This window comes from Halobacterium sp. MBLA0001, from assembly GCF_049705385.1.
Lineage (GTDB): Archaea > Halobacteriota > Halobacteria > Halobacteriales > Halobacteriaceae > Halobacterium > Halobacterium salinarum.
This window is the reverse complement of the sequence record NZ_JBNAMQ010000007.1, coordinates 1625929-1650235: the sequence shown is the minus strand read 5'-3', so window position 1 is coordinate 1650235 and position 24307 is coordinate 1625929. Positions and strand designations below refer to the sequence as shown.

Genomic DNA, 24307 nt, shown 5'->3' with positions numbered 1-24307 from the left:
GCGGGTCGGCCACCGCTGCCCGCGGCGACCCTGTGACGGATGGTCTAGTACCCGCGCTCGATGAGGTAGTCCGCGATCTGCTCCAGCCGGTGGCGGGCCTCGTTCTCGGGGAGCACCTCGAGGTGGGCTTTCCCCTCTTCGACGAGGTCCTCGGCGAGATCGCTCGCGTACTGGATGCTCCCGGCGTCCTGGAGCGCTTGGACGGCCGCTTGCACCGCCGCCTCGGTGACATCCGCCGGGTCCTCGGCGTCGAGCAGCCCATCGACGTCGACGCCGTGCTCGGCGGCGTGCAGCGTGATGATCGTCGTCTTGTCCTCAACCAGGTCGGACCCGCGTTGCTTGCCGAGTTCCGCCGACGGCACCGTGAGGTCCAACACGTCGTCCTGAATCTGGAAGGCCTGCCCGACGCGCAGCCCGTAGTTGTACAGCGCCTCAACCGTCTCCTCGTCGGCGGAGAGCAACAACCCCGGCAGGGTCGCGGCGGCCGCGTACAGGACGGCGGTCTTCAGCTCCACCATTTCCAAGTACTCATCGGTGACCACGTCACCCCGAGTCTCGAAGTCGATGTCCATCGCCTGCCCCTCACAGATGTGGGTGCACGTCTCCGCCAGCGTCCGCATCGCGCGAAGCCCACGCTCGGGCGGTGCGCCGGTCTCCAGCATGATCTCGAACGCCTTCGAGTACAGCGTGTCCCCGGCGAGAATCGCGGTCTCGGTGTCGTACTCGCGGTGGACAGCCGGCGACCCCCGGCGCAGGTCGTCGTCGTCCATGATGTCGTCGTGGATGAGCGTGAACGACTGGATCACCTCGATCGAGACCGCCGCCGACATCACGTCGACGTGGCCGCCGATGCAGTCCGGGAACTCCCGGTAGGGGGGCGTGTCGCTCGTGTCGGCGAGCGCCTCCGCGGTCAACAACAGGACCGCCGGCCGCAGCCGCTTCCCGCCGGCTTCGAGGATATACCGGGACGCCTCGTAGAGGCGCTCGGGCTCCGCAACCGGGAGGTCGTCGTCGATCGCGTCGTTGACCTGCTGGCGGCGCTCACGGACCGCCGCGAGCACTGCCCGTTCGCGCGCTTCCTGGGACATTACTCGACGAGCTGGATGGTGTTGCCGTTCTCTGTCATGTGCAGGTCGCGGCCGATCTTGTACCCCTGACTCTTCGCGAGCTTCGCGTACGGTGCCATCCCCTTCATGTCCTGGTGGGCCGGGATCAGGTGCTGGGGCTGCAACGCGTCCAGCATCTGGTAGTGGCCCTCCTCGCGGAGGTGGCCCGAGACGTGGATGTCGTCGTAGATGCGCGCGCCCTGCATGCGCAGCAGCTGCTCGCTTTGGTAGCGCTGGCCCTTGTTCGTCGGCTCGGGGATGACGCTCGCCGAGAAGATGATCTTGTCACCGTCCTCAATGTCGTACGGCGTCTCGCCGCGCCCCATGCGAGTCAGCATCGCCTGTGGCTCGCCCTGGTGGCCGGTGACGATCGGGAGGAAGTTCTCCTTGCCCTCGTTCATGACGCGCTTGAACGCGCGATCAACGGACTTCCGGTGGCCGAACATCCCGAGGTCGTCGGGGAAGTTCACGCGGCCCATGCGCTCGGCGGTGCCCGAGTACCGCTCCATCGAGCGCCCCAGCAGGATCGGCTCGCGGCCGATCTCCTTCGCGAACTCCACCAGCGAGGACACCCGCGAGATGTGACTGGAGAACGTCGTGGCGACGATCCCGCCGTCGTAGTCCGCGACGCTTGTCAGTACGTCTTTGAGGTGGCGACGGGCCGTGCTCTCGGATGGCGTCCGCCCCTTCTTGCCGGCGTTCGTGCAGTCCTCGATGTAACAGAGGACGCCCTCGCCCTCGCGGCCGATCTCGCGGAACCGCTCCATGTCGATCGGGTCCTCCAGGACCGGATCGTGGTCCATGCGCTTGTCCAGGCCGTAGACGACTGCACCTTCCGGCGTGTGGAGCACGGGGTTGATCGCGTCGATGATGGAGTGTGTGACGTGCACGAACTCGAGCTCGCAGCGGTCGCCGATCTCCATCGTGCCGCCGGCCTCCATCTTCACGAGGTCGTTCTCGACGCCGAACTTCTGCTCGCTCTCGATCTCGCCTTTCACGAGCTCGATCGTGAACGGGCTGCCCACGATGGGCGCGTCGTAGCGGTGTGCGAGCTTCGAGATCGCCCCGATGTGGTCGAGGTGGCCGTGTGTCGGCACGATCGCTTTCACGTCGCCTTCGAGGTCGGACATGACGCGGTCGTCCGGGATCGCGCCCATGTCGATCAGGTCGAGGCTGTGCATCTTCTCTGTCTCGACGTTGTCGTGAACCAGGACCTTCGAGAGGTTGAGGCCCATGTCGAAGATCACGATGTCGTCGCCCGCGCGCACGGCAGTCATCTGCCGCCCGACTTCCTCGTAGCCGCCGATTGTTGCAATTTCGATTTCCATGGTTCTGAAGCACTGAAACCCGCGTTTCGCGTGTCTCGAAACAGTCGCGCACTGGCTGCGTCCACCCGCGGCGTCTTGCAGCCGTCGGCTGCCACAGCATGCCCGCCCGCGACGTCTTGCTTGTGGCGGGTTACGCTCCACGCTGTTAAAAACAACGGGGATTGTCCGCCGACCCCAGGAGACGGCGTTACCGCCCGTGGAACGCTTGTGTCTGCCGCCTAGCCGTTGATCCGCGTTCCCACGTCGTCGCCGGCAACGAACGCCTCCATGCCCGCCGGCCCGAAGACGTACGCCGGCGACCCCAACGCGAGCAGCGCCCGCACCTTCCCCGCCATGCCGCCCGTCACGTCGGTGGCGTCGCTGCCTCCGAGCGCGCCGGCCGCATCGCTGAACGCCGTGATCGACGGGATCACCGTGCCGTCGTCGTCGAGGACGCCGGGCACCGTCGAGCACAGTCCGACGCGGTCGGCGTCGACCGCCCGCGCGAGATGGGTCACGATCTCGTCCCCGCTGAGGATGGTCGCGCCCGCGCCGGCGTGCGGGATGATGTCCCCGTGCAACACCGGCACGAACCCGTCGTCCAGGAGCGTCTCGATCGCCCCCGTCGGAAACTCCAGCGCGCCGTCAGCGGTCCGGTGCGCGACTGACGCCGGGTGCACGGGAACGGCTGCCACGCCGGCGTCCGCCAGCGCCCCGACGACCGCCGTGTTCAGCGCCTCCATCGTCCCCGCAATGTCGCGGATCGCGGCCGCATCCTGGACGCCATCGGTGGCCGACACGTCGTGTGCGGCCGCGCGCGGATGCCCGAAGCTGCCCGCACCGTGCACCACCACGAGGTCGTCGATGTCGCCGTCCGCGAGCGCGCCCGCAAGCCCCGCAAGCCGGTCGTCGGCGACCGTCTCGGGCTGGTCTTTCTCCGTGATCACGCTCCCACCGAGCTTGACAACGACGGTCATTCGACGCGCACGCCCTCCCGCGCGAGGTCCGCGCGAAACGCCGCCTCGCAGTCCGGCGTCAGCGACAGCGCCGTTTCAGCACCGCTGCCCGCGTCGAGGGCAACGATCGACCCGCCGCCGCCGGCGCCCGTGAGCTTCGCCCCGTCGGCGCCGCCGTCCCTGGCCGCCCACACCATCGCATCCAGTGTGCGACCGGAGACGCCGAGTCCGGACAGCAGCCCGTGGTTGATGTCCATCAACCGCCCCAGTGTCGCCACGTCGCCGTCCGCCAGCGCCGCCTCCCCACGGCGCACGAGGTCGCCGATCGCGGTGACCGTGTCCGCGACGAACCCGAACTCCTCGCGGAGCGCGCGCACCCCCGCCACGAGTTCGCCCGTGTCGTGGCTGGTGCCGTCGTAGCCGATCACGAACGGCAACGCCGGCGCGTCAAGCGTGGTGCAGTCGTCGCCGGACACGCGCACTACCCCGCCCATCGCCGAACAGAAGGTGTCCGCGCGCGACGCCTCGCCGTCCTGGACGGTGTGCTCGACCTGGTACGCCCGGTCGGCGACCTCGCGGGCGTCCAGTTCCACGCCGAGCTCTCGGGTTGCCGCGTCGATCCCGGCCACGACCACTGCGGCCGACGACCCGAGCCCCGCCCCCAGGGGGATCTCGCTGTCGATGGTCACGTCGAAGCCGGCCGTCGGCGCGTCCGCGGCCGCCCGCGCCTGCTCGACGGCGGCGTCGACGTACCCCATCGCCGCGTCAACGATCGGCGCGGGCACGTCCACGTCCGGCGTGCCGCCGGCGTCGCGGTCGCCGCTGTACTCCACGGTGAACCCGTCGATGGACAGATCGCCCGAACACACCCGAAGGCGGCTGTCCTCGCGCTCGGAGACCGTCACGTGTGCGCGGCGCTCGATCGCGCACGGAACCGCCGGCTCCCCGTACACGACGGCGTGCTCGCCGAACAGGTAGACCTTCCCCGGCGCACTCGAAGTCGTGGTCATACCCTGCGTGTGCACCGGGTGATTACAGGGCTTCCGGAACGCCGCCGAGTGACCACCCCGACGTGGGGCGGTTAGCCGCAGGCTTATCACCGCTTACCGTCTACGCGGGGACATGCGTCCGGTCATCGACCACGTCCCGTTCGCGGGTGCGTCGCTGGATGTGCTCGTCGAGCGGTTCGAAACTGCGGGCTTCGATCCCGAATACGGCGGCGAACACCCCGGCGTGGGCACGGAGATGTCGATGCTGGTCTTCCCGGACGGCTCGTATCTCCAACTCGTCGCCCCGGCCCGCGAGGACCCCGGCTGGTGGCGCGAGTTCTTCGCCAACGCCGACCCGATCGCCGGCCCCAGCGGCTGGTGTGTCGAAACCGGCAGCGTCCACGGCGAATGCCAGCGCGCCATCGACCACGACGTCGAAGTCCACGGGCCGCGTCGCGGGTTCCGCGACCGCCCCGACGGCGTCACCGTCGAATGGGACGCCGCCGCCCTGGGGCCCCGCGACCACCACCTGCTCCCGTTCCTCATCACCGACCGCACCCCACGCGAGTACCGCGTTCCCGACGCCACGAACTTCGGCGCGCCCATCTCCGGCGTCGACTGCATCGTGCTCGCAGTCCCGGATCTCAGCGACGCCATCGACTGTTTCACGCAACTCTATCGCCTCCCCACGCCGGACCACGACTACGACGACGACTTCGGCGAACTCGTGTCGTTCCCCGGCCAGGACGTCATCCTCGCCGAACCAACCACGGGCTGGGCTGCCGACCGCGTTGACACCTACGGACCGGTTCCAGCCGCTGTCTTCCTCACCGCCGACGTCGACGACGCCCGCCACCGCCACCCCCTCGACGGCGGCCGCGAGTGGTTCGGTCGCCGCGTCCGCATGATCGAGGGGTTCGACGGCTACCTCGGCGTCATCTCCCGATAACCAGCGCTCGCGCTACTGACAGCTCCACCGCGGCTCGCAGAAAAGTCACCCCGTGGGTGAGCGCGCTTACAGGCCGTCCTCGAAGTCGTCGAGGCCGTAGGTCGGCTCCGCACCGCGCCGATCGAGCGTCTCGTTGGCGAGCAGCCAGTACACCACGGACAGCGCGCGGCGGCCCTTGTTGTTCGTCGGCACGACCAGGTCCACGTTCCCGGTTTGGTTGTTGGAGTCGCACATCGCGATCACGGGAATGCCGACCGTGATCGCTTCTTTGACAGCCTGCGAGTCACCGATCGGGTCGGTGACCACGAGGACGTCCGGCTCGATGTAGCCGTCGTAGTCGGGGTTCGTCAGCGTCCCCGGGATGAAGCGCCCGGTGCGGGCGCGCGCACCGACGGCCTCCGCGAACTTCTCCGCGGGGAACCGCCCGTACTGGCGACTCGACGTCACCAGGATCTGCTCGGGGTCGTAGTTCGCCAGGAAGTCCGCCGCCGTCCGAACGCGGTCGTCGGTCCGCGACACGTCAAGGACGTACAGGCCGTCGGTTCGGACCCGGTGGATGAACCGGTCCATGTCGTTGGTCTTCTGCTGGGTCCCGATGTGAACGCCAGCGCCCAGGTAGTCCTCGACGGGGATCAGGAGGTCGGCCTCCTCATCGGACATCACGTCCTCGGTCGCCGTGGACTCCGGCGCGGGCTCGTCGGCCTCGGTATCGGGGGTCTGTTCGTCTGTCTGGGCCGTGCTCTCGGCGTCTGCCGCCGCTTCGTCGGGGGCGTTCTCCTCGAGTTCGGCCTCGGTGTCGGATTCGTTCTCGCTCATGCTTCGTCCGCGATGCGGATGAGTTCGTTTAGCTTGGCGGTTCGCTCGCCGCCGACCGCGCCGGTCTTGATGAACGGCGCGTCGGTTGCAACGGCGAGGTGTGCGATGGTCGTGTCCTCGGTCTCGCCGCTGCGGTGGGATACGACCGCGTCGTACCCGTTGCGCGTGGCGAGCTCGATTGCGTCGACGGCGTCGGTCAGCGTCCCGATCTGATTGGGCTTCACGAGGATGCTGTTGGCAGCCCCCGCGTCGATGCCGCGCTGCAGGCGCTCGGTGTTCGTCACGAACAGGTCGTCACCACACACGAGCGTCTCGTCGCCCACGCGATCGGTGAGCTCCGCGAACGCCTCGAAGTCGTTCTCGTCGAGGGGGTCCTCGACGTACGCGAGGTCGTACTCGGAAACCAGTCCTGCGACGTATTCGATCTGTGCCGCCGTCGACCGGCGGTCGTCACCGAACACGTACTCGTCTCCGTCGTATCGCTCGGCGGCCGCGAGATCAAGGCCCAACCGGACATCGAACCCGAACTCATCGGCGACCTCCGCGGCGGCACCTGCCACCACGTCGAAGGCGGTGGCGTCGTCGATCGACGGCGCCCACGCGCCCTCGTCGCCTTTCGCCGCCGGCACACCGTCGTCGTCCAGGCGGTCTTTGACGCGCTGATGGACGGCCGCGTTCGCGAACACGGCCTGCCGAACGCTCGGCGCGCCGGTCGCCGCGACCAGGAACTCCTGGATCGCGGTCGCGTCCGCGGCATGCGCGCCGCCGCCGAGGACGTTCCCCAACGGAACCGGGAAGTTCCGGCCGCGAAGCGCCCCACCCAAATGCTGGTAGGTGTGCACACCGAGGACGTCCGCCGCTGCCTTCGCAGCAGCCATGCTGGTCGCAACGGCGACGTTCGCGCCGACCGCCGAGAAGTCAGTGGTGTCGTCGGCGGCGTGCAGCGCCGCGTCGACGCCGCGCTGATCGCCCGCGAACTCACGCCCCTCCAATCGGGGCGCGATACGCTCGCGGCCGGCCGCGATCGCCTCCCCGACGGGAAGCTCGACGGCCTCGTGCTCGCCGGTGCTTGCGCCCGACGGCGCGGCCGCACGACCGAACCCACCGTCGTCGGTGGTCACCTCCGCCTCGACGGTCTTGTTCCCGCGTGAATCCAGGATCGGACGGTATCGGACAGCCTCGATGCGCGTCATCTCAGGTCCCCTCCCGCCGAACAGTGAACGGAAGCGCGTCCGCGTCGTACTCCTCGGCCGCGATGAGGATCGGCTCCGTCTGATCGGTGTCAACCAGCACGGGCGCGCCGTACGCCACCTGCAGGGCTCGCGCCCCGATGATGCGGGCTTTCTCGTACCGGCTGAAATGCTGTGAGTCGCTCATTATTACTGGTATGGGGAGACCACGTCGACGAGGTCCTGGTGGGCGATCAGCATCCGGCGACAGCAGTGCCGGTCGACGCCGAGGTCATCCAGCACGTCCGCCGGGTCCTCGTCGCCGTCGTGGGTTTCGGCACGCGCCTTGAACGCTTCCCAGTGTTCGCCGACGACAGTACCGCAACTGAAACACCGGACTGGTACCATCATGCTCTGGTCACCTCAGCGGTAGGACTTCTGGTAGCGCGCCCGAGCCCCGGGACCGCCCCACTTCTTGGACTCGCGCTGGCGCACGTCGTTCACCAGGAGGCTGCGGTCGAACTCGCGGAACGCGTCACGGAGTTCGGCGTCGCCGTAATGCTCGACGAGCCCGCGCGCGATGGCGGTCCGCACCGCGTCCGCCTGCCCCGCGAACCCGCCACCGGCGACGTCGATGTCGATGTCGACGTCCCCGCGGAGGTCGCTGCCCGAGATGCGGAACGGCTCCAGCATCTTCAGGCGCGCCATCTCCGGCTCGACGAGTTCGACGGGCTGGGAGTTGATTCGCACGCGACCCTCTCCGTCGCTCACGGTTGCGCGAGCGACAGCCGTCTTCTTCTTGCCTGACGTATTGGTTACCATGTGACGTTCGCCCCCAGTTCCTCGGACACTTCGCTGAGGGTGACGAAGCGGATTGTTGACAGTCGGTCCAGCGACGTGCCGTCAAGCACGTCGCCGTCCTCGTCCATCGGGTTCCCGACGTACACGCGGACGCTGTCGAGCGCCTCCCGACCGTCGTCCTGCTTGTACGGCAGCATGCCGCGGATGGCACGCTTGAAGATGCCGTCGGGGCGCTTCGGGTAGTACGGTCCGCGGTCGGACCCCAGGTTGGCGCGCGTGCGGTACGTGGAGAACACGTCGTCCTCCGTTCCCGTGATGACCGCCTGCTCGGCGTTCACGACGGCAACCCGGTCGCCGGCGAGCGCGCGCTCGGCGACGTTGCTCGCGACGCGACCCATGATGCAGTCGCGCGCGTCCACGACGACGTCGGCGTCGAATTCTGCGAGACTCATCGAATCACCCGCACATCGGTTCCGTCTGGGTTCTGTTCAACTGCCTGTTCCAAGTGGACGGCCTCACCGTCGGCGTGCTCGATCTTCGTCGCCGCGCTGCTGGAGAAATCCACGGCAGCGACGGTGACGGATTTTCGGAGCGCGCCGGACCCCAGGACCTTCCCGGGGACGATGACCGTCTCGTCTTCACTTGCGTACCGTTCGATACGACTCAGGTTCACCTCGGCGTGCGTGGATCGCGGCTTCTCCAGCCGGTCGGCCACGTCATGCCAGACATCCGCACCCGAATCGCGGGCGACGGATTTCAGTTCGGCGATGAGACTGCTGAGTCTCGGGCTTGTCTTGCTCATGCTCCTAACTCTCGGAAATTCTGGTGAGAAGTCGAATGCAGGGAGCAGGATTTGAACCTGCGAACCCCTACGGGACAGCGCCCTGAACGCTGCGCCTTTGGCCAAACTTGGCTATCCCTGCTCGGTCGCGTCGACCTTACACTTCTCTGTAGCCCCCGCCCCTTCTTACCGATTACGATTGCCGGACCCGTCGCTCCCGGGGCAGGAACGGACGCCGGCACGGTGTTGAGGGGGGAGACACGCATTATTGATTACAGTTGAACTGCCTGTTCGAGTTCGTCCGCGCGATCAACCAGGGTGTCGACCGCACGCAGCACCAGCTCTTCAACGGGCATCGAGCCGTCCGATTCGACGTGGAACACGAACGCACCGTCGACGTCCTCGATTTCGACCTCCTTGCCGGGATACCGGGTGGTCAGGTCGTTGTCGAAGTCGTCAGTCGGCACTAGTTCGTCGTCCTCCTCGATGACGCCTCGAAGCATCTGGGGGTCGTCGTCCGCGTACTCTGGGCTGTCACCGACCACGTGTACGCGCTGCAGGTGTCGGTAGCCCACCGCCACCCCGCCCTGGTGTTTGGCGTGGTCGCGGCCATGCCCCATCACGGCATCCGCCTCGAGCTCGAGGCGCTGGTCGTCTTTCAGCTCGATGATCGGGATGTTTTCGTCGGCCGCCTCGACCTCGGGGTCGTTGCTCACGAGGTCGCCGGAGTACGCGGTGCCCGGACCCTCGACGTCGAGGGCGAGCGTAACCGCTTCGCCCGCCGCGTAATCCTCGGGTGTCGTCAGTGGCACGAGCCCGAGCCGCAGGCCGAGTTGCTCGTCGAACATCACACTGGAGTTCTCCACGAACCGCACCGTGTCGATGGACAACGTCGGCACGTCCACGAGGATGGCGCGACGAATGCCGTTCGCGAACGCGGGCGTGATGTTCCGAACGACAAACCGGGCTTCCCGGTCGTCGCGGTCGACGAATTCGACGTCGAAGTCCTGGCTACTCATGATCTAGTACCCGCTGTTCTTCGGCGGTCGCGTCCCGTCGTGGGGGATGGGCGTGACGTCCTCGATGCGACCGATTTCGAGGCCGGCGCGGGCGAGCGCGCGGATCGCTGCCTGCGCGCCCGGACCCGGGCTTCGCTGGAGGTTCCCGCCCGGACCGCGGACCCGGACGTGGACCTTCTCGATGCCCTGATCGAGTACTTCCTCGGCGAGCTGTTCTGCCATCTGCATCGCGGCGTACGGCGACGCCTCGTCCCGGTTCTGCTTGACCACCGAGCCGCCACTGGACTTCGCGAGCGTTTCGGCGCCCGTCTGGTCCGTGACGGTCATGATGGTGTTGTTGAACGAGGCGTGAACGTGCGCGATGCCCCATTTGGTGTCGTCAGCCATACGTTATCACTCCTGAGCACCGGCGCGAGCCGGGTGCAGTTCGTCGGTGAGGTCGCTCGTTTCGTCGAACGCGAGGGTGTTCTCCTCGCTGACCGGGACCGTGTACGACGGCTCCGTGACGCGGCTGCCGTCGACGGTCACGTGGCCGTGGGAGACGAACTGACGGGCCTGCCCCATCGTGTTCGCCAGTCCCTCGCGGTAGACGACCGTCTGGAGGCGGCGCTCGAGGACGTCCGTCACTTCGAGCGACAGCACGTCGTCCAAGCGCTCCTCCTCGGAGAGGATGCCGATGCGCTGCAGGCGGGCGACGAACTCCTCGCCGGAGACCGTTCCGGTCTGTCCGAGGAGTCGCCGCGCCTCGCGGCGGTAGTCGCGCAGCTCGGACTGTGCCCGCCACAGCTCTTCTTTGTTCTTCAGACCGTAGCGCGAGAGGAGATCGGATTCCTCGGCGATGCGCTCGCCCTGATAAGGGTGATTCGGTGTCTCGTAGAACTTGGTGTTCTCGCCGGGCAGCGCCATTACTCCTCACCTCCGTCGGCTGCGTCGTCTTCTGCCTGTTCTTCCTTGATCGCCTCGACGTTGACGCCGATGGTGCCCTCGGTACGACCGGTGGACTTCGTGCGCTGACCGCGGACTTTCTGTCCGCGCTCGTGACGGATGCCCTTATACGAGCGGATCATCCGCATGCGGTTGATGTCCTGATCGCGGGTGAGCTCCACGTCGGTACCCGTGATGTGCTGGTTCTCGCCAGTGTAGAAGTCGTTCTGGCGGTTCGCCAGCCACGCCGGGGCGTGCTCGGTGAAGCTATCGACGGCGTCGGTGACGCTCTCGATGGCGTCGTCTTCGAGGCCGCCCATGGTCGCGGTTCGATCGACGCCGGCTTCGTCGGCGACGATTCGCGCGACTCGGCGACCAACGCCGCCGAGCTCCGCGAGAGCACGCTCGACGGTCTTCGTCCCGTCGAGGTCTGTCTGGCCAATGCGGACGAAGTACTGAATGTCTTCGTCCACGTCTTCTTGTTCTTCCGAACTCATGATTGGGTTGTCTGTGAAAGGCGTCGTGGCGGGGATTTGAACCCCGGAGGCTTACGCCACAGAGTTAGCAACCCTGCGCCTTGACCAGGCTAGGCTACCACGACAGGCTTTCGAGTGTATCTTCGCCCTCTCGGACTCGGGGCCTGGGCCCCTACAGTGACTGCACTCGTGGACAATCGGCCACACCACTTAAACACTACGAAGCGCCGATCCGCGATCGTGGGTGCGTGTCTCCCACTCATGCGGGCCGTGTGTGCCGACAGCACGCCACCGGTGATCGTCCGGGATCGTCGCTGACACAACCCTTATCGGACGCCCCACCCCTACGCCGATGCATGAACGACGACGACGTCATGGAGCTGCTTGCGTCTGTCACGGACCCGGCGCTCGGCGACGACATCGTCTCCCTGGGGCTGGTCAACGATCTCTCGGTCGACGACGGCACCGTCACCATCTCGCTGGCGCTCGGGGCCCCGTACTCCCCCGCCGAGACCGAGATCGCCGCACACGTGCGAGAAACACTTGAGGCCGAGGGGCTGGAAACGGATCTCACCGCGGCGATCCCCGACCGCTCCGAGACCGAGGTGCTGCCCGGCGTCAAGAACGTCGTTGCGGTCGCCTCCGGCAAAGGTGGGGTCGGCAAGTCCACGGTCGCGGTCAACCTCGCCGCGGCGCTGTCCGACCGCGGTGCCCGCGTCGGCCTCTTCGACGCTGACATCTACGGCCCCAACGTGCCCCGCATGGTCGACGCCGACGACCACCCACAGGCCACCGAAACCGAGACCATCGTGCCCCCGGAGAAACACGGCATGAAGCTCATGAGCATGGCGTTCATGGTGGGCGAGGACGACCCCGTGATCTGGCGCGGCCCCATGGTCCATAAGGTTCTCACGCAGCTCATCGAGGACGTCGAGTGGGGGTATCTGGACTACCTCGTCGTCGATCTCCCGCCGGGAACCGGGGACACCCAGCTCACGCTGTTACAGACGCTGCCGCTGACCGGCTCGGTCGTCGTCACCACGCCCGAGGACGTGGCCGTCGACGACGCCCGGAAGGGACTGCGCATGTTCGGCCGCCACGACACCACCGTGTTGGGCGTCGTCGAGAACATGTCGTCGTTCGTCTGCCCGGACTGCGGCGGGACCCACGACATCTTCGGCGCGGGCGGCGGCGAGGAGTTCGCCACCGCCAACGAACTCCCGTTCTTGGGGTCGATCCCGCTCGACCCCAGCGTGCGCGCTGGCGGCGACAACGGCCAACCCGTTGCACTCGACCCCGACAACGAGACGGGAGCGTCGTTCCGCACGTTCGCCGCGGAGACCGCGGACATGCTCGGGCTCGTGCAGCGACGGGGGGTTGGCGAATGACCGATCCCGACGACGCCGAGAAGCGCGCCGTGCTTCGCAGCGTCGCCGACGACCTGCGCGACGAGGACGGCGATCAGTCGACGGAGGCCGAGCGCATCGCCGCGCTCGTTCATCGAGTCAGTGACATCTACGATGACGACGCCGACGTGGACGCCCAACACGTATATCTCAACATGCGAAACATCCTCCAGATCTCCGAGCAGGGCGGCATCGACCGATAACGCCGCGGGGGTGTGGTCGCGTCCCTGCGGGCGCCCTCGGGCGGTCTTTCATCATTTTTCTGTGATAATGGATGGCAAACGATTTAGTGGCGACCACGCGTACGATGCCATATTGGTCCACGGCTGGGCCAGACCAGATTATGACTGACGACGAACTCATCTGGCGAATCGCAGGGGGTTCCGGAGACGGGATCGACTCGACAAGCCAGAATTTCGCCAAAGCGCTGATGCGCTCGGGCCTCGACGTCTTCACGCACCGCCACTACCCGTCGCGGATCCGCGGCGGCCACACGTACGTGGAGATCCGGGCGCGGGACGGTACCGTAACCTCCCGCGGTGACGGCTACAACTTCCTGCTCGCGCTCGGCGACTCGTTCGCCCGCAACCCGAGCGAGGAGGCCGTCTACGGCGACGAGGAAGTGAAGCCGCTCACTGAGAACCTCGACGACCTGCGCGCGGGCGGCGTCATCATCTACGACGAGGGGCTGCTCGACGACGAGGACGTCGGCGACCTCGAACAGCAGGCCGACGCCAACGACTGGCATCTCTACCCGCTTGACCTGCGCGGGCTCGCCAAGGAACACGGCCGCGAGGTCATGCGCAACACCGCGGGCGTCGGCGCCACCGCGGCGCTCATCGACATGGACCTCGACCACATCGAGGACCTGATGAGCGACGCCATGGGCGGCGACATCCTCGAACAGAACCTCACGGTGCTCCGCGACGCCTACGAGCAGGTGTCGGAAATGGAGCACACCCACGACCTATCGGTGCCGACCGGGAGCCACGACGAGCCACAAGTGCTCATGTCCGGGAGCCACGCGATCGCGTACGGCGCGATCGACGCCGGCTGCCGGTTCATCTCCGGGTATCCGATGACGCCGTGGACGGACGCGTTCACGATCATGACCCAGCTGTTGCCCGACATGGGCGGGGTCTCCGAGCAGGTCGAAGACGAGATCGCGGCGGCGGCGATGGCGGTGGGTGCAAGCCACGCCGGCGCGAAGGCGATGTCCGGCTCCTCCGGCGGCGGGTTCGCGTTGATGAGCGAGCCCCTGGGCCTCGCGGAGATGACCGAGACGCCCCTGGTGTTGCTGGAAGCCCAGCGCGCCGGGCCGTCCACGGGCATGCCGACGAAGCCCGAGCAGGCCGACCTGGAGCACGTGCTGTACACCAGCCAGGGGGACAGCCACCGCGTTGCGTTCGGCCCCAAAGACCCCAAGGAGTGTTACGAGCAGACCCGCACGGCGTTCGAGATCGCGTACGACTACCAGATCCCCGTGATCCTGCTGTACGATCAGAAGCTCTCCGGGGAGTACCGGAACGTCGACGCGTCGTTCTTCGACCGCGAGCCGGCGGCGGACCTCGGGACGACGCTCTCCGAGGACCAGATCCCCGACGCGCCACACGACCCGACGGGGAAGTACCACCGCTACCAGCACGACGTCGAGGACGGCGTCAGCCCCCGGACGATCCCGGGGCAGTCCGGCGGTCGGTATCTCGCCTCCGGCAACGAGCACTGGCCGAACGGCCACATCAGCGAGGACACCGACAACCGCGTGGCGCAGGTCGAGCGCCGCCTCCAGAAGCTGGCGGCGATCCGCGACGACCTCGACGAGCGCGACCAGCAGACCCACTACGGCGACGAGGACGCCGACATCGGCCTCATCGCGTGGGGCAGCCAGGAGGGCACCGTCGAGGAAGCGGTCCACCGGCTGAACGACGACGGCAACAGCGTGAAGGCGTTGGGGATCAGCGACCTCGCGCCGTTCCCCGTCGCGGAGACGCGGGCGTTCGTCGACAGCGTCGACGAAGCCATCGTCGTGGAGATGTCCTCCACCAAGCAGTTCCGTGGCCTCATCCAGAAGGAGGTCGGAGACATCGGCGGGAAGCTGTCGAGTCTCCTGAAATACAACGGCAACCCGTTCGAGCCCGCGGAGATCGTCGAGGCCGTTGAGATCGAACAGGCCGGCGACGGCGCGGAGCCGGCCGCCCAGACCACACTCGAACCCGCAGCAGGTGACTGATAATGAGTAAGGCATTCAGCGCGATTGATGAGGACCGCGAGGTCGACCGGGACGCGTTCACGCCCGGCGTCGAACCGCAGCCGACGTGGTGTCCTGGCTGTGGTGACTTCGGTGTCCTGAAGGCCCTGAAAGGGGCGATGGCGGAGCTCGGCAAGGACCCCGAGGAGATACTGCTTGCGACCGGGATCGGCTGTTCCGGGAAGCTCAACAGCTACTTCGACAGCTACGGCTTCCACACGATCCACGGGCGCTCCCTGCCCGTGGCCCGCGCCGCGAAGCTGGCCAACCACGACCTGGAGGTCGTGGCCGCCGGCGGTGACGGCGACGGCTACGGGATCGGCGGCAACCACTTCATGCACACCGCCCGGGAGAACCACGACATCACGTACATCGTGTTCAACAACGAAGTGTTCGGCCTGACGAAGGGCCAGACATCGCCGACGAGCCCCAAGGGGCACAAGTCCAAGACCCAGCCCCACGGCTCCGCGAAGTCCCCGATCCGACCGCTCTCGCTGAGCATGACCTCGGGGGCGTCGTACGTGGCGCGAACCGCGGCCGTGAACCCCAACCAGGCAAAGGACATCCTCGTGGAAGCCATCCAGCACGACGGCTTCGCGCACGTGGACTTCCTGACGCAGTGTCCGACCTGGAACAAGGACGCCAAGCAGTACGTCCCGTACGTGGACGTCCAGGAGTCCGACGAGTACGACTTCGACGTCACGGACCGGCGGGAGGCACAGGAGCTGATGACCGAGACCGAGGAAGCCCTCTACGACGGGACCGTGCTGACCGGCCGGTACTACCAGGACGAGCAGCGGCCGTCGTATCAGGCCGAAAAGCAGTCCCGCGGGGACATGCCCGAGGAACCGGTTGCAAAGCGGTACTTCGACGACGACTACGAGTGGGAGCGCTCGTTCGACGTCATCGACCGCCACAAGTAACGACACCGGGTCGTTTTGATTGTCGGCTACGTGTCGCAGTGTTGGCGGTAGCGCCGCTCCAACGGTGGTTCCGTGTCGTTCCGCTGTCGGTTGACGATTCGGAAGATATTTTTTCACACGAACCAAATATCCTGACGTGAGCACTGAATCGACAGAAGAGCGAATCCTCGCCGCGCTCGAAGAGGACGCGCAAGCGTCGTATGCGGCCATCGCGGAGCGTGCGGACGTCTCCAAGCCGACCGTCCGCAAATACATCGACCAACTCGAATCGGACGGCGTCATCGTCGGCTACTCCGCCGACGTCGACCCCAAGAAGCTGTCCGGGCAAAGCATCGCGATGGTCGGGATCGACGTGGCCTCCGAGCAGTACGTGGAGGCGACCCGCACACTCCAGGAACTCGACTCCGTGCAGGCGTTGTACTCTTCGAGTGGCGATCACATGCTGATGGCGGAGGTACGGGCCGCCGACGGGGATGCGCTCGGTGACGTGATCAGCGACGAGGTTTTGGCTATCGACGGCGTCACGGCCGCCCACCCCTCGTTCCTCCAGGAACGCCTCAAGTGAGCGTCGTGGCGCTGGCGAGCACAGCATCGATGCGAGCGACGGCTTCGCGCACAGCGTCGGTACTCACCGCAAACGACGCCCGCACGTACTCGGTTGCGTTCGCACCGAAATCCGGGCCGGGCGTCACCGCGACGCCCGCGGTTTCGAGGAGCGCGTCGGCAACAGCGGGCGCAGCACCCAGCCGCGACACATCCAACAGCATGTAGTACGCGCCCGCCGGCGTGTATCCGGGGTCGAACCCCCAGCGCTCGGCGGCAGCACACAGGATGTCGCGGCGCGTCCGGTAGTCGGCCCGCACGCCGTCGAGCCAGTCGGTCCCGTGTCGGATGGCCGCCTCAGCGCCGGCCTGAACGAACGACGGCGCGCAGATGAGTGTGTTTTGGGCGATCGCGTTGATCGTATCGACGTACCGGCGCGGGCACACCACCCAGCCCAGCCGCCACCCCGTCATGCCGTAGCGCTTGGAGACGCCGTCGATCACGAACGCGTCGTCGGTGTACTCCAGCACCGAGTGCGCGGCGGCGTCGAACGCCAGCCCGTGGTAGATCTCGTCGGAGACGACGGCGGTGTCGGTGCGGTCGGCGAGGGCCACGAGCGCCGACAGGCTCTCCCCGTCGATCACGGCTCCGGTGGGGTTGCCGGGGGAGTTCAGGAGCATGGCGGCGGTGTCATCGCCGATCGCCGCGTCGTAGTCACTGACGGCGGGCTGGAAGCCGGCGTCGGGCGCGGGACCAACGGTGCGCACGACCCCGTCGGCGAGCCGCACGAAGTTCGGGTAGCAGGCGTAATGTGGGTCACTGAGAACGACCGCCGAGCCGGGGTCGACAGTGGCCAACAGCACGGTCAGGAGCGCCGGCGAGGAGCCTGGCGTGACGACGATGCGCTCGGCCGGGACCGAAACGCCGTATTCGGCGGCGTAGTAGCCGCTGATCGCGTCACGAAGCGACCGCCTGCCGCGCGAGGTCGTGTAATCGTCGTCGCCGGCGCGCAGCGCGTCGACTGCTGCCTCGGTGGCCGCGGCTGGGGGTGCGAAGTCGGGTTCGCCCACTTCCATGTGGATCACGTCCGCACGGTCGGCGGCGCGTTCGAGGACATCCATCGCGGCGAACGGCGTGACCGCAGCCGCGCGCTCCGAAGGCATGCCAGCAGGATCGCGGCCATCCCTCATAATCGTTCCTGCGGGACGCGTGTGCTATCACGGCACAACCCGCGGGTCCCGAACCCCCTGAAGTTTTGCGCGCCTGGTGCGTAGCGGACGTATGCAGACGTTCAAGCGCGATCTGCGAGTGGACGCGCCCCTGGAGTCCGTGTGGGCGTTTCACTCCACCGTCGACGGGTTGCTGGCGCTGACGCCCGAGTGGGCGAACCTCACCGTCGAGGACGTGGTGTGGCCACAGGGACAGCGCGACGGCGACGAACTCGTGGCGGGGACGCGCATCAACATGGCCGTCGAGCCGTTCGGCGTCGGCCCCAGGCAGACCTGGACGTCCGTCATCACCGAGCGCGCGACCGAAGACGACCACGCGTACTTCGTCGACACCATGGAGAACGGTCCGTTTCCCGAGTGGGAGCACACCCACTCGTTTTACGCCGACGGCGACCAGACGGTGCTCCGGGATCGCGTCGCATACGAGCCGCCGCTTGGCGGCTTAGGCGCTGTCGGTGCGCCCCCCGTGCTCTGGGGCATGTTTCGCTTCCGGCACCGCCAAACCCGCGCCACCTTCGGCGAGGCGTAGTCGGCGCGCAGTCGCCGCCAGCCCCCTCGCACCGCCCCGTACGCCGACACGGTCACAGGTCACTGCGGTACAGCGGTGACGCCGGCGGCGTGGGATCACCACACACGCCGGCGTCCGCACCGGCCTCCTCGACCCCGCTTGCGAGCCGCTGGATCTCCCACTCGGCGTCGTGGCCGGCGTCCTCGTGGGCTGCGAGCACTCCCCGGGCGTCCCGGAGCCGATCGAACGCCGCTTCGAACCCACACGAACACGACACCAGTATCTCCCCCGTTGGCATACCCACCGGTTCGCGTTCGGACGGCATAACCGTCTCGGAGCCGGCACAGCCCAGCCCCGACGCATCGCTGTCGTTTCAGTGATGCAGAAGGATCCGACCGCGGACTTCCTGAAGCCGGTGGAGGGATTTGAACCCTCGGCCTATTCCTTACGAAGGAATCGCTCTACCGCTGAGCTACACCGGCGCGCCGCGACACACCGTCGCGTGACGACCACTCGTCGCACTCGTTGGTAGCCGCATGCGAGAAATAAGGCTTGCGAATCACCGCCGCGACAGCGACACGTCAAGCACCACGTTGAACTCGTGGGGGGCGTACGACCGCACCGTGTGGCGGGTCGCCACAGTCACGTCGTACGCCGGCCGGGCTGCCGCGCGGATCGCGGCCTCCCCGGCGTCGAACCGGCCGTCCTCGTGTTGGATGTCGTAGAAATGCAGCGTGCACTCGTCGCCGGCCAGCGCCACCGCCGTCTCGAGGAACTCGTCGGCAGTGTGTGGCAGGTTCATCACGATGCGGTCCGCCCAGCCGGTGTACTCGCCGGCGACCTCGCGCACGTCGCCGGCAACCCCCGTGACGCGGTCCGCGACGCCGTTGCGCGCGGCGTTCGCTTGGAGGTAGTCGATGGCGGTCTCGTTGACGTCCGTCGCAACCACCCTCGCGCCCGCCGACGCCATCGGCACCGCGTACGGGCCGACGCCGGCGAACATGTCGAAGACGTGCTCGCCGGCGGTGACCTGCTCGACGACGCGGTGGCGTTCGGTCGCCAGCCGCGGCGAGAAGTACACCGCCGCCACGTCCAGTGCGAAGGCGTGGCCGTACTCGCGGTGGACCGTCTCCGTGGAGTCCCCCGCGATCACGTCCCACTCCCGGACGCGCTGCTCGCCTTTGATCTTCGAGGCGCGGTTCAACACCGCCTCGACGGGGATGTCGGACTCCACGACCGCGTCCGCGATGGCGTGCGCGCGGTCGCTGTCGTCCTCGTCGACGATGACGATGTCGCCGAGGCGCGCGTACGACGGGTCGAACCCCAGGATGTCCGCGGGCGTCGTCTGCGTCCGCCGGGGCGGCGCGTCGAACGACACCACCGACAGCGCGTCCGGCACGGCGGCGGCGTCCGTGACGGGGATGTGCAGCGCGCCATCCGCGGCCGCGATGGCGTGCGTGTCGTCGATCAGGTCGGCGTCGGCGAGCCGCTGTCGGGTTGCTTCACCGTCGTCGACGGGCACGCGAACGCAGGGCACTGCCATGGTGCCACGTCGGCAAGCACGATGCTTACGGGTGTCGTTCTCGCGGCGACTCGAAACCCATACGACGCCGCCCGCCCAACTCGGGGCATGCTCACGTTCGTCGGGCTCGGCCTCTACGACGAGGCGTCGGTCACCGTCGCCGGCCGCGACGCCATCGCGGCGGCCGACCGCGTGTTCGCCGAGTTCTACACCAGCCGGCTGATCGGCACCGATGTCGCCGCCCTCGAAGCCCACCACGACACCACCATCGAGCGCCGGGACCGCGCGGGCGTCGAACAACACCCCGAGCCGATCCTGGACGCCGCCGCCGACGGCGACGCCGTGTTCCTCACGGCTGGCGACACGATGATCTCGACGACACACGTCGACCTCCGGATGCGCGCCGCGGACCGCGGCATCGACACGCGAGTGATCCACGCGCCGACCGCCGCGTCCGCCGCGGCAGGCCTCACCGGCCTCCAGAACTACCGCTTCGGCAAGGCCACGACGCTGCCGTTCCCGTGGGCGCACGGGGCCGACGGCGTTCCCGGATCGGTCACCGACACCATCGAGGCCAACCGCGAGCGCGGCCTGCACACGCTGGTCTACCTCGATATCAAGGTCGATCACCCCCGTGTCGACGGGGACGCCTACATGACCGCCAGCCAGGCGGCCGACCTGCTCGCGACCAACTGGGACGCGGACGCCCTCGGGGTCGTGGTCGCGCGCGCCGGGGCGCCGGACGCGACGGTGCGGGCCGACCGCCTGGGTGCGCTCGCGGACGCGGACTTCGGCAGCCCCCTGCATCTGCTCGTCGTTCCGGGGTCGCTGCACCACGTCGAGCGCGACGCGCTCCGCGAGCTCGCGGGCGCGCCGGCGGACGCGCTGTAGGTCAGTCCAGCGCCGGCTTCAGATCCAGGACCGGCGAGCCGTGCGCCATATCCACCCCCCGGATTGCGAGTGTTCCGTCCGCGGCGTCGACGGCCAGCAACTCACACGGCGTGATACACACCGGGTTGGGGCGGGCCGGCGACCGCGTGGTGAACACGCCCCGATCGCCGTCCCGGACCGCCAACACGTCCCGGTCGGCGTCGTCGGCCCACCACACAACCACCACCCGGTCGTCGGGTTCCAAACCCACAAGCCCCCCGCGAAACGACTCGTACACCTGTACGTTCGCCGCGTACGGCGTCTCGACGCCCTGTCGCGGGGCGTCCGCGGCTGTCTCGAAGCGGGTGTCGGCGTACCCGATGGGTGTCGCGTACATCACACCCACCCCTGGCGGCGTGTCCTCAGCCGGCGGCTCACAGTCCGCGGTGCGCCCATATTTGTGCGTGGAGCAGCCAGCCAACAAAAATACCCGGGGTCGCCGCGCCGGCCCGCTACGCCGACCGATCCATCGGCGACGACTCGGGGTTCAACACTTCGATCTCGTGGCCGTCGGGCGTCTTCGTGAACGCGTAGTTCATGTCGCAGGACGCCGGGTCCCGGTAGTCAGCCGTCTCCCGCTCCAGCAGCGTCGCCCAGTCGTCCTGGAGGGAGTCGGCGCGCACCGCGAGGTGCCCCCACCCGTCGCCGAACGTGTACGTGCGGTCGTCGTAGTTGTACGTCAGCTCCACCGCCATCGCGGCGTCGCTGGCCGCCGGCGGCTTCATGAAGTAGTTCGCGAAGCTGTCGGCCTCCCAGCGGCCCGTGTGCTCGTACCCGAAGACGCGCGTCCAGAACCCGAGGTGCTGGGTGGCGTCGGCGACCCGCACCATCGTGTGGTCGATGCTCCAGCGCTGACCGGCGTCGCCCGCCACGAGTTCGATCTCGTGGCCGTCGGGGTCTTTCACGAACGCGTAGCTGCCACCACAGGACTCGGGATCGCGGTAGTCCGCGACGCCACCAGCCAGCAGCTCCTCGTAGGCGTCGCTGACGTCGTCGACGCGCACCGCGATGTGTCCGAACGCGTCGCCGTTGTCGTAGTCGGCCGTGTCGTGGTTGTACGTCAGCTCCAGCAGCGCCGCGTCGTCGGCGGGGTCTTCGGGGCCGATGTAGACGTTGGTGAACGTGTCGGCCTCCCAGCGTGCGTGCTCGACGTAGCCCATGTGGTCGCCGTACCAGTCCAGGGACGCATCGAGGTCACCGACACGCATCATCACGTGATCGAGCGTGAACGCGGTCATGTCAGTGGGCAGGCGTGGCGCGACAAAAAACGCGTCGAACCCGACACGGTCACCGGCCGCGGCCGACCACCGCCACGTAGCCCGCGGCCAGCCAGAGCGCGCCCGCGCCCACCGGAACCCCGGTCAACGACGGCTGTGCCGTGACCGCCGCTGCAAGCGACACGACGCTGCCACCGGCGAACGCGAGCACGCCGGCGGTCACACGCCAGTCCACGTCCAGCGCGGCCGCGGCGACGCCGCCACCCCACAGCGCGACCGCGGTCGGCCACGCCCGGAGCGCCGGCGGCACCGTTCCGACCGACCGCAGGTACGTCGGCAGCCCGACGACCGTCATCGATTCCGGATACACGAACCCCACGGAAAACAGCGGATAGACGCCGTTCGACCAGTCGACGATGACCCACGGCACCACTCCCGCGGCCAGCGCCACCGCCACCACCCGGCGGCGCGCCGTCGGCATCGGCTAGCGCCGCGCAACCACGCGCAGGACGTCCTCGTCTTCGAGGACGTGATCGCGGCCCACCTGCTGGTCGTCGTGTTGGGCCGACGGCCCGGTGACCCGCGCGAACCGGAACCGCTCGTCGAGGGTGCCGCCCAGCTTCTGCACGGCGTCGTCCACGGTCTCGCCGCGCCGGATGATGAGCGGCTCCTCGCGGTCGACGCCCCGCCCCGGCTTGTCCATGTAGATCCGGATGAGCCCGAGCGCCCGCCACATCCGCTCTTTCAGCACGTCCAATCCCTTCTCCTCGGCGGCCGAAATGAAGATCGCGTCGTCGGGGCTGACGCCGTGATCGCGGAGGGCGTCCTTCATTGTCCCCGCGTACGACGGCTCGATGAGGTCGACCTTGTTGACGGTGACCAGCGACGGCATGTAGACGCGGTTGTCCATCACCCCGTCGATCAGCCGGTCGACAGACGGGTTGCCACGGATCGTCACGTTGGCGTTGATGAACCCGCGCTCGCGCAGGATTCCCTTGACCGTGTCGCTGTCCAACTCCAGCTCCCCGGACGTGTTCACGTCGATGCCGTCCTTGCCTTTCCGGCGCACGGTCACCGACGGTGGCTCGGCGTCGACCCGGATGTTGACGTTGTACAGCTCCTCGGCGAGGCGGTCGTACTGCTCGATCTCGAACGCCGACAGCACGAAGATCACCAGATCCGCCCCACGGATCACCGAGAGGATCTCTTTCCCGCCGCCGCGTCCCCCCGCCGCACCCTCGATGAGCCCCGGCACGTCCAGGAGTTGGATGTTCGCGCCGCGGTACTCCAACATCCCCGGGTTCACGTTGAGGGTGGTGAACTCGTAGGCGCCGACCTCGCTGTCGGCGTTGGTCATCGCGTTGATCAGCGACGACTTCCCCACGCTGGGGAATCCAACCAGGGCCACGGTCGCGTCGCCGTGCTGTTCGACTGCGTACCCGCCGCCACCGCCGCTGCCGGACTGCTGGGCTTCGAGCTTCTCCTTTTGCTCCGCGAGCTTCGCCTTCAAGCGGCCGATGTGGGCTTCTGTCGACTTGTTGTACGGCGTGTTCGCGATTTCTTCTTCGAGCGATTCGATGTCCTCCTCAAGCCCCATCACGTGCCCGTAGACAGCAAGCGCCGAAAAGCGCTTTCCTCCGCAGTCCGGTGGGGTCGTTTCGACACGTTAATACGCCGGGTGAAGCCATCGCATAGTGGTGGGTGACCCTGCTGCGTACCGCGACAGCACGCAGATCGTGCTCCCAGTGGGGACGCTGGAGGACATCGAGGTGGACCTCGAAGCCGAGTTCATGGTCTCAGTGTTCCGGCCGACCGACGCGGAGATCGTCCGCATCATCGGGAGTCCGGTCGTGATCAAGGAGGTCACCGAGTTCCTCACGCGCCACGGCGTCCACATGCCGTGAGCGATTCGATCCGCGGCGGCGACCGGGCCGCGCCCCGCTCGAAAGACAAGGGTTAAACCCGCGGCGGCGGTTTCTCGGAGTATGGCTGAGACGATCGAAGTGCTCGTTGCCGGTGGGCAGGCCGACCCTGGCCCGCCCCTCGGTCCCGAGCTCGGTCCCACGCCGGTCGACGTACAGGCGGTCGTCCAGGAGATCAACGACCAGACCGAAGCGTTCGACGGGACGGAGGTCCCGGTCACCATCGAATACGAGGACGACGGCTCGTTCTCCATCGAAGTCGGTGTTCCGCCGACGGCCGCGCTGGTGAAAGACGAAGCTGGCTTCGACACGGGCTCCGGAGAGCCCCAGGAGAACTTCGTCGCGGACCTCTCCATCGAACAGCTCAAAACCATCGCCGAGCAGAAGAAACCCGACCTCCTGGCGTACGACGCGCGGAACGCCGCCAAAGAGGTCGCGGGGACGTGTGCGTCCCTCGGCGTCACCATCGAAGGCGAGGACGCCCGCACGTTCAACGAGCGCGTCGACGACGGCGACTACGACGACGTGCTCGGCGACGAACTCGCGGCCGCGTAACGCCGCCCGAG

At 67.7% G+C, this 24307-nt stretch carries 32 protein-coding genes and 3 tRNA genes; 10 read left to right on the top strand and 25 right to left on the bottom strand.

Annotated features, from left to right (window positions below; all coding sequences use genetic code 11):
- Positions 1-44 precede the first annotated feature (44 nt).
- The 4 genes from idsA3 to mvk all read right to left on the bottom strand — a co-directional run bounded on the left by idsA3 (position 45) and on the right by mvk (position 4379).
- Complete coding sequence (gene idsA3, locus ACOZ32_RS09860) at positions 45-1088, bottom strand: geranylfarnesyl diphosphate synthase (protein ID WP_010902827.1); 1044 nt, start codon at positions 1086-1088, stop codon at positions 45-47.
- On the bottom strand, positions 1088-2434 hold the full coding sequence (locus ACOZ32_RS09855) for a ribonuclease J (RefSeq protein ID WP_010902826.1): 1347 nt from the start codon (positions 2432-2434) through the stop codon (positions 1088-1090). The genes idsA3 and ACOZ32_RS09855 overlap by 1 nt, the downstream gene beginning before the upstream one ends.
- 218 nt (positions 2435-2652) lie before the next feature.
- A complete protein-coding gene (locus ACOZ32_RS09850) occupies positions 2653-3390 on the bottom strand; it encodes an isopentenyl phosphate kinase (protein ID WP_136361402.1) in 738 nt (245 codons plus the stop codon).
- A complete protein-coding gene (mvk, locus tag ACOZ32_RS09845; protein ID WP_010902824.1) occupies positions 3387-4379 on the bottom strand; it encodes a mevalonate kinase in 993 nt (330 codons plus the stop codon). The genes ACOZ32_RS09850 and mvk overlap by 4 nt, the downstream gene beginning before the upstream one ends.
- Before the next feature lie 112 nt (positions 4380-4491).
- Here mvk and ACOZ32_RS09840 point away from each other — a divergent pair, with 112 nt between their 5' ends.
- The gene (locus ACOZ32_RS09840) at positions 4492-5307 is read left to right on the top strand and encodes a VOC family protein (protein ID WP_227970933.1); all 816 of its coding nucleotides are present in this window, start codon (positions 4492-4494) and stop codon (positions 5305-5307) included.
- Positions 5308-5373: 66 nt separating this feature from the next.
- On the opposite strand, the gene rpsB is transcribed toward ACOZ32_RS09840, so the two are convergent.
- The 13 genes from rpsB to ACOZ32_RS09775 all read right to left on the bottom strand — a co-directional run bounded on the left by rpsB (position 5374) and on the right by ACOZ32_RS09775 (position 11418).
- Positions 5374-6123: a 30S ribosomal protein S2 gene (gene rpsB, locus ACOZ32_RS09835; RefSeq protein WP_010902822.1), complete on the bottom strand. Its 750-nt coding sequence runs from the start codon at positions 6121-6123 to the stop codon at positions 5374-5376.
- Positions 6120-7316: a phosphopyruvate hydratase gene (gene eno / locus ACOZ32_RS09830; RefSeq protein WP_010902821.1), complete on the bottom strand. Its 1197-nt coding sequence runs from the start codon at positions 7314-7316 to the stop codon at positions 6120-6122. Before eno ends, rpsB begins: the two co-directional genes overlap by 4 nt.
- A gap of 1 nt (position 7317) precedes the next feature.
- Complete coding sequence (locus tag ACOZ32_RS09825) at positions 7318-7500, bottom strand: DNA-directed RNA polymerase subunit K (RefSeq protein WP_010902820.1); 183 nt, start codon at positions 7498-7500, stop codon at positions 7318-7320.
- A gap of 2 nt (positions 7501-7502) precedes the next feature.
- Complete coding sequence (locus tag ACOZ32_RS09820; RefSeq protein ID WP_010902819.1) at positions 7503-7703, bottom strand: DNA-directed RNA polymerase subunit N; 201 nt, start codon at positions 7701-7703, stop codon at positions 7503-7505.
- Positions 7704-7715: 12 nt separating this feature from the next.
- Entirely contained in the window at positions 7716-8114 is a 399-nt protein-coding gene (locus ACOZ32_RS09815; RefSeq protein WP_010902818.1) for a 30S ribosomal protein S9, read from the bottom strand.
- Entirely contained in the window at positions 8108-8545 is a 438-nt protein-coding gene (locus ACOZ32_RS09810; RefSeq protein ID WP_010902817.1) for a 50S ribosomal protein L13, read from the bottom strand. Before ACOZ32_RS09810 ends, ACOZ32_RS09815 begins: the two co-directional genes overlap by 7 nt.
- Positions 8542-8895: a 50S ribosomal protein L18e gene (locus tag ACOZ32_RS09805; RefSeq protein WP_010902816.1), complete on the bottom strand. Its 354-nt coding sequence runs from the start codon at positions 8893-8895 to the stop codon at positions 8542-8544. The genes ACOZ32_RS09810 and ACOZ32_RS09805 overlap by 4 nt, the downstream gene beginning before the upstream one ends.
- 36 nt (positions 8896-8931) lie before the next feature.
- Positions 8932-9016, bottom strand: a tRNA-Leu gene (locus ACOZ32_RS09800).
- A 130-nt stretch (positions 9017-9146) separates the two neighbouring features.
- Positions 9147-9893, bottom strand: coding sequence for a DNA-directed RNA polymerase subunit D (locus ACOZ32_RS09795; RefSeq protein WP_010902815.1), 747 nt, complete (start codon positions 9891-9893; stop codon positions 9147-9149).
- 3 nt (positions 9894-9896) lie between these two features.
- Positions 9897-10280: a 30S ribosomal protein S11 gene (locus ACOZ32_RS09790; RefSeq protein WP_010902814.1), complete on the bottom strand. Its 384-nt coding sequence runs from the start codon at positions 10278-10280 to the stop codon at positions 9897-9899.
- Between the two features lie 6 nt (positions 10281-10286).
- Positions 10287-10799, bottom strand: a complete 513-nt coding sequence (locus ACOZ32_RS09785; protein WP_010902813.1) for a 30S ribosomal protein S4 — start codon at positions 10797-10799, stop codon at positions 10287-10289.
- Positions 10799-11314, bottom strand: a complete 516-nt coding sequence (locus ACOZ32_RS09780; RefSeq protein WP_010902812.1) for a 30S ribosomal protein S13 — start codon at positions 11312-11314, stop codon at positions 10799-10801. The genes ACOZ32_RS09785 and ACOZ32_RS09780 overlap by 1 nt, the downstream gene beginning before the upstream one ends.
- Positions 11315-11335: 21 nt before the next feature.
- Positions 11336-11418: transfer RNA gene (locus ACOZ32_RS09775), tRNA-Ser, on the bottom strand.
- Positions 11419-11649: 231 nt separating this feature from the next.
- Here ACOZ32_RS09775 and ACOZ32_RS09770 point away from each other — a divergent pair.
- From ACOZ32_RS09770 to lrpA1, 5 genes are all read left to right on the top strand, one after another.
- Positions 11650-12681 carry an Mrp/NBP35 family ATP-binding protein gene (locus ACOZ32_RS09770; RefSeq protein ID WP_010902811.1) on the top strand — a complete coding sequence of 344 codons (1032 nt, stop codon included), beginning with the start codon at positions 11650-11652 and terminating at the stop codon, positions 12679-12681.
- Positions 12678-12902 (top strand): hypothetical protein, encoded by a 225-nt coding sequence (locus ACOZ32_RS09765; RefSeq protein ID WP_010902810.1) that lies wholly within the window; start codon positions 12678-12680, stop codon positions 12900-12902. The genes ACOZ32_RS09770 and ACOZ32_RS09765 overlap by 4 nt, the downstream gene beginning before the upstream one ends.
- A 140-nt stretch (positions 12903-13042) precedes the next feature.
- Positions 13043-14929, top strand: a complete 1887-nt coding sequence (locus ACOZ32_RS09760) for a 2-oxoacid:acceptor oxidoreductase subunit alpha (RefSeq protein ID WP_012289282.1) — start codon at positions 13043-13045, stop codon at positions 14927-14929.
- 2 nt (positions 14930-14931) lie between these two features.
- Entirely contained in the window at positions 14932-15870 is a 939-nt protein-coding gene (locus ACOZ32_RS09755) for a thiamine pyrophosphate-dependent enzyme (RefSeq protein WP_010902808.1), read from the top strand.
- A gap of 136 nt (positions 15871-16006) precedes the next feature.
- The gene (gene lrpA1 / locus ACOZ32_RS09750; RefSeq protein ID WP_010902807.1) at positions 16007-16435 is read left to right on the top strand and encodes an HTH-type transcriptional regulator LrpA1; all 429 of its coding nucleotides are present in this window, start codon (positions 16007-16009) and stop codon (positions 16433-16435) included.
- On the opposite strand, the gene ACOZ32_RS09745 is transcribed toward lrpA1, so the two are convergent.
- A complete protein-coding gene (locus ACOZ32_RS09745; protein WP_285271115.1) occupies positions 16428-17576 on the bottom strand; it encodes a pyridoxal phosphate-dependent aminotransferase in 1149 nt (382 codons plus the stop codon). The two genes, lrpA1 and ACOZ32_RS09745, sit on opposite strands and share 8 nt — an antisense overlap.
- A 118-nt stretch (positions 17577-17694) precedes the next feature.
- Here ACOZ32_RS09745 and ACOZ32_RS09740 point away from each other — a divergent pair, with 118 nt between their 5' ends.
- Positions 17695-18171, top strand: a complete 477-nt coding sequence (locus ACOZ32_RS09740; protein ID WP_010902805.1) for an SRPBCC family protein — start codon at positions 17695-17697, stop codon at positions 18169-18171.
- A gap of 52 nt (positions 18172-18223) precedes the next feature.
- On the opposite strand, the gene ACOZ32_RS09735 is transcribed toward ACOZ32_RS09740, so the two are convergent.
- The 3 genes from ACOZ32_RS09735 to ACOZ32_RS09725 form a co-directional block, all read right to left on the bottom strand.
- Complete coding sequence (locus ACOZ32_RS09735; protein ID WP_229373421.1) at positions 18224-18448, bottom strand: DUF7542 family protein; 225 nt, start codon at positions 18446-18448, stop codon at positions 18224-18226.
- Positions 18449-18560: 112 nt separating this feature from the next.
- Positions 18561-18632: transfer RNA gene (locus tag ACOZ32_RS09730), tRNA-Thr, on the bottom strand.
- Between the two features lie 77 nt (positions 18633-18709).
- Positions 18710-19693, bottom strand: coding sequence for a class I SAM-dependent methyltransferase (locus ACOZ32_RS09725; RefSeq protein ID WP_010902803.1), 984 nt, complete (start codon positions 19691-19693; stop codon positions 18710-18712).
- Between the two features lie 87 nt (positions 19694-19780).
- On the opposite strand from ACOZ32_RS09725, the gene dph5 reads away from it, so the two are divergent.
- Positions 19781-20563, top strand: coding sequence for a diphthine synthase (gene dph5, locus ACOZ32_RS09720; RefSeq protein WP_205251769.1), 783 nt, complete (start codon positions 19781-19783; stop codon positions 20561-20563).
- Between the two features lies 1 nt (position 20564).
- Here dph5 and ACOZ32_RS09715 read toward each other — a convergent pair whose 3' ends face one another.
- The 4 genes from ACOZ32_RS09715 to ACOZ32_RS09700 form a co-directional block, all read right to left on the bottom strand.
- Positions 20565-20939 carry a TrmO family methyltransferase domain-containing protein gene (locus tag ACOZ32_RS09715; protein WP_010902801.1) on the bottom strand — a complete coding sequence of 125 codons (375 nt, stop codon included), beginning with the start codon at positions 20937-20939 and terminating at the stop codon, positions 20565-20567.
- Between the two features lie 115 nt (positions 20940-21054).
- On the bottom strand, positions 21055-21840 hold the full coding sequence (locus ACOZ32_RS09710) for a VOC family protein (RefSeq protein ID WP_010902800.1): 786 nt from the start codon (positions 21838-21840) through the stop codon (positions 21055-21057).
- 49 nt (positions 21841-21889) lie between these two features.
- On the bottom strand, positions 21890-22300 hold the full coding sequence (locus tag ACOZ32_RS09705) for a TIGR04206 family protein (protein WP_235158053.1): 411 nt from the start codon (positions 22298-22300) through the stop codon (positions 21890-21892).
- Positions 22301-22303: 3 nt separating this feature from the next.
- Entirely contained in the window at positions 22304-23416 is a 1113-nt protein-coding gene (locus ACOZ32_RS09700) for an OBG GTPase family GTP-binding protein (RefSeq protein WP_010902798.1), read from the bottom strand.
- Between the two features lie 100 nt (positions 23417-23516).
- Here ACOZ32_RS09700 and ACOZ32_RS09695 point away from each other — a divergent pair, with 100 nt between their 5' ends.
- Together ACOZ32_RS09695 and ACOZ32_RS09690 are read left to right on the top strand one after the other, a co-directional pair.
- Positions 23517-23723, top strand: coding sequence for a hypothetical protein (locus tag ACOZ32_RS09695; RefSeq protein ID WP_010902797.1), 207 nt, complete (start codon positions 23517-23519; stop codon positions 23721-23723).
- Between the two features lie 81 nt (positions 23724-23804).
- Positions 23805-24296, top strand: a complete 492-nt coding sequence (locus tag ACOZ32_RS09690) for a 50S ribosomal protein L11 (RefSeq protein ID WP_010902796.1) — start codon at positions 23805-23807, stop codon at positions 24294-24296.
- Positions 24297-24307: the final 11 nt, after the last annotated feature.

Bases quoted from the DNA above. Each gene is read 5' to 3' on its own strand.
- idsA3 (WP_010902827.1), bottom strand. From the start codon at position 1,088: ATGTCCCAGGAAGCGCGCGAACGGGCAGTGCTCGCGGCGGTCCGTGAG.
- ACOZ32_RS09855 (WP_010902826.1), bottom strand. From the start codon at position 2,434: ATGGAAATCGAAATTGCAACAATCGGCGGCTACGAGGAAGTCGGGCGG.
- ACOZ32_RS09850 (WP_136361402.1), bottom strand. From the start codon at position 3,390: ATGACCGTCGTTGTCAAGCTCGGTGGGAGCGTGATCACGGAGAAAGAC.
- mvk (WP_010902824.1), bottom strand. From the start codon at position 4,379: ATGACCACGACTTCGAGTGCGCCGGGGAAGGTCTACCTGTTCGGCGAG.
- ACOZ32_RS09840 (WP_227970933.1), top strand. From the start codon at position 4,492: ATGCGTCCGGTCATCGACCACGTCCCGTTCGCGGGTGCGTCGCTGGAT.
- rpsB (WP_010902822.1), bottom strand. From the start codon at position 6,123: ATGAGCGAGAACGAATCCGACACCGAGGCCGAACTCGAGGAGAACGCC.
- eno (WP_010902821.1), bottom strand. From the start codon at position 7,316: ATGACGCGCATCGAGGCTGTCCGATACCGTCCGATCCTGGATTCACGC.
- ACOZ32_RS09825 (WP_010902820.1), bottom strand. From the start codon at position 7,500: ATGAGCGACTCACAGCATTTCAGCCGGTACGAGAAAGCCCGCATCATC.
- ACOZ32_RS09820 (WP_010902819.1), bottom strand. From the start codon at position 7,703: ATGATGGTACCAGTCCGGTGTTTCAGTTGCGGTACTGTCGTCGGCGAA.
- ACOZ32_RS09815 (WP_010902818.1), bottom strand. From the start codon at position 8,114: ATGGTAACCAATACGTCAGGCAAGAAGAAGACGGCTGTCGCTCGCGCA.
- ACOZ32_RS09810 (WP_010902817.1), bottom strand. From the start codon at position 8,545: ATGAGTCTCGCAGAATTCGACGCCGACGTCGTCGTGGACGCGCGCGAC.
- ACOZ32_RS09805 (WP_010902816.1), bottom strand. From the start codon at position 8,895: ATGAGCAAGACAAGCCCGAGACTCAGCAGTCTCATCGCCGAACTGAAA.
- ACOZ32_RS09795 (WP_010902815.1), bottom strand. From the start codon at position 9,893: ATGAGTAGCCAGGACTTCGACGTCGAATTCGTCGACCGCGACGACCGG.
- ACOZ32_RS09790 (WP_010902814.1), bottom strand. From the start codon at position 10,280: ATGGCTGACGACACCAAATGGGGCATCGCGCACGTTCACGCCTCGTTC.
- ACOZ32_RS09785 (WP_010902813.1), bottom strand. From the start codon at position 10,799: ATGGCGCTGCCCGGCGAGAACACCAAGTTCTACGAGACACCGAATCAC.
- ACOZ32_RS09780 (WP_010902812.1), bottom strand. From the start codon at position 11,314: ATGAGTTCGGAAGAACAAGAAGACGTGGACGAAGACATTCAGTACTTC.
- ACOZ32_RS09770 (WP_010902811.1), top strand. From the start codon at position 11,650: ATGAACGACGACGACGTCATGGAGCTGCTTGCGTCTGTCACGGACCCG.
- ACOZ32_RS09765 (WP_010902810.1), top strand. From the start codon at position 12,678: ATGACCGATCCCGACGACGCCGAGAAGCGCGCCGTGCTTCGCAGCGTC.
- ACOZ32_RS09760 (WP_012289282.1), top strand. From the start codon at position 13,043: ATGACTGACGACGAACTCATCTGGCGAATCGCAGGGGGTTCCGGAGAC.
- ACOZ32_RS09755 (WP_010902808.1), top strand. From the start codon at position 14,932: ATGAGTAAGGCATTCAGCGCGATTGATGAGGACCGCGAGGTCGACCGG.
- ACOZ32_RS09745 (WP_285271115.1), bottom strand. From the start codon at position 17,576: ATGCCTTCGGAGCGCGCGGCTGCGGTCACGCCGTTCGCCGCGATGGAT.
- ACOZ32_RS09740 (WP_010902805.1), top strand. From the start codon at position 17,695: ATGCAGACGTTCAAGCGCGATCTGCGAGTGGACGCGCCCCTGGAGTCC.
- ACOZ32_RS09735 (WP_229373421.1), bottom strand. From the start codon at position 18,448: ATGCCAACGGGGGAGATACTGGTGTCGTGTTCGTGTGGGTTCGAAGCG.
- ACOZ32_RS09725 (WP_010902803.1), bottom strand. From the start codon at position 19,693: ATGGCAGTGCCCTGCGTTCGCGTGCCCGTCGACGACGGTGAAGCAACC.
- dph5 (WP_205251769.1), top strand. From the start codon at position 19,781: ATGCTCACGTTCGTCGGGCTCGGCCTCTACGACGAGGCGTCGGTCACC.
- ACOZ32_RS09715 (WP_010902801.1), bottom strand. From the start codon at position 20,939: ATGTACGCGACACCCATCGGGTACGCCGACACCCGCTTCGAGACAGCC.
- ACOZ32_RS09710 (WP_010902800.1), bottom strand. From the start codon at position 21,840: ATGACCGCGTTCACGCTCGATCACGTGATGATGCGTGTCGGTGACCTC.
- ACOZ32_RS09705 (WP_235158053.1), bottom strand. From the start codon at position 22,300: ATGCCGACGGCGCGCCGCCGGGTGGTGGCGGTGGCGCTGGCCGCGGGA.
- ACOZ32_RS09700 (WP_010902798.1), bottom strand. From the start codon at position 23,416: ATGGGGCTTGAGGAGGACATCGAATCGCTCGAAGAAGAAATCGCGAAC.
- ACOZ32_RS09690 (WP_010902796.1), top strand. From the start codon at position 23,805: ATGGCTGAGACGATCGAAGTGCTCGTTGCCGGTGGGCAGGCCGACCCT.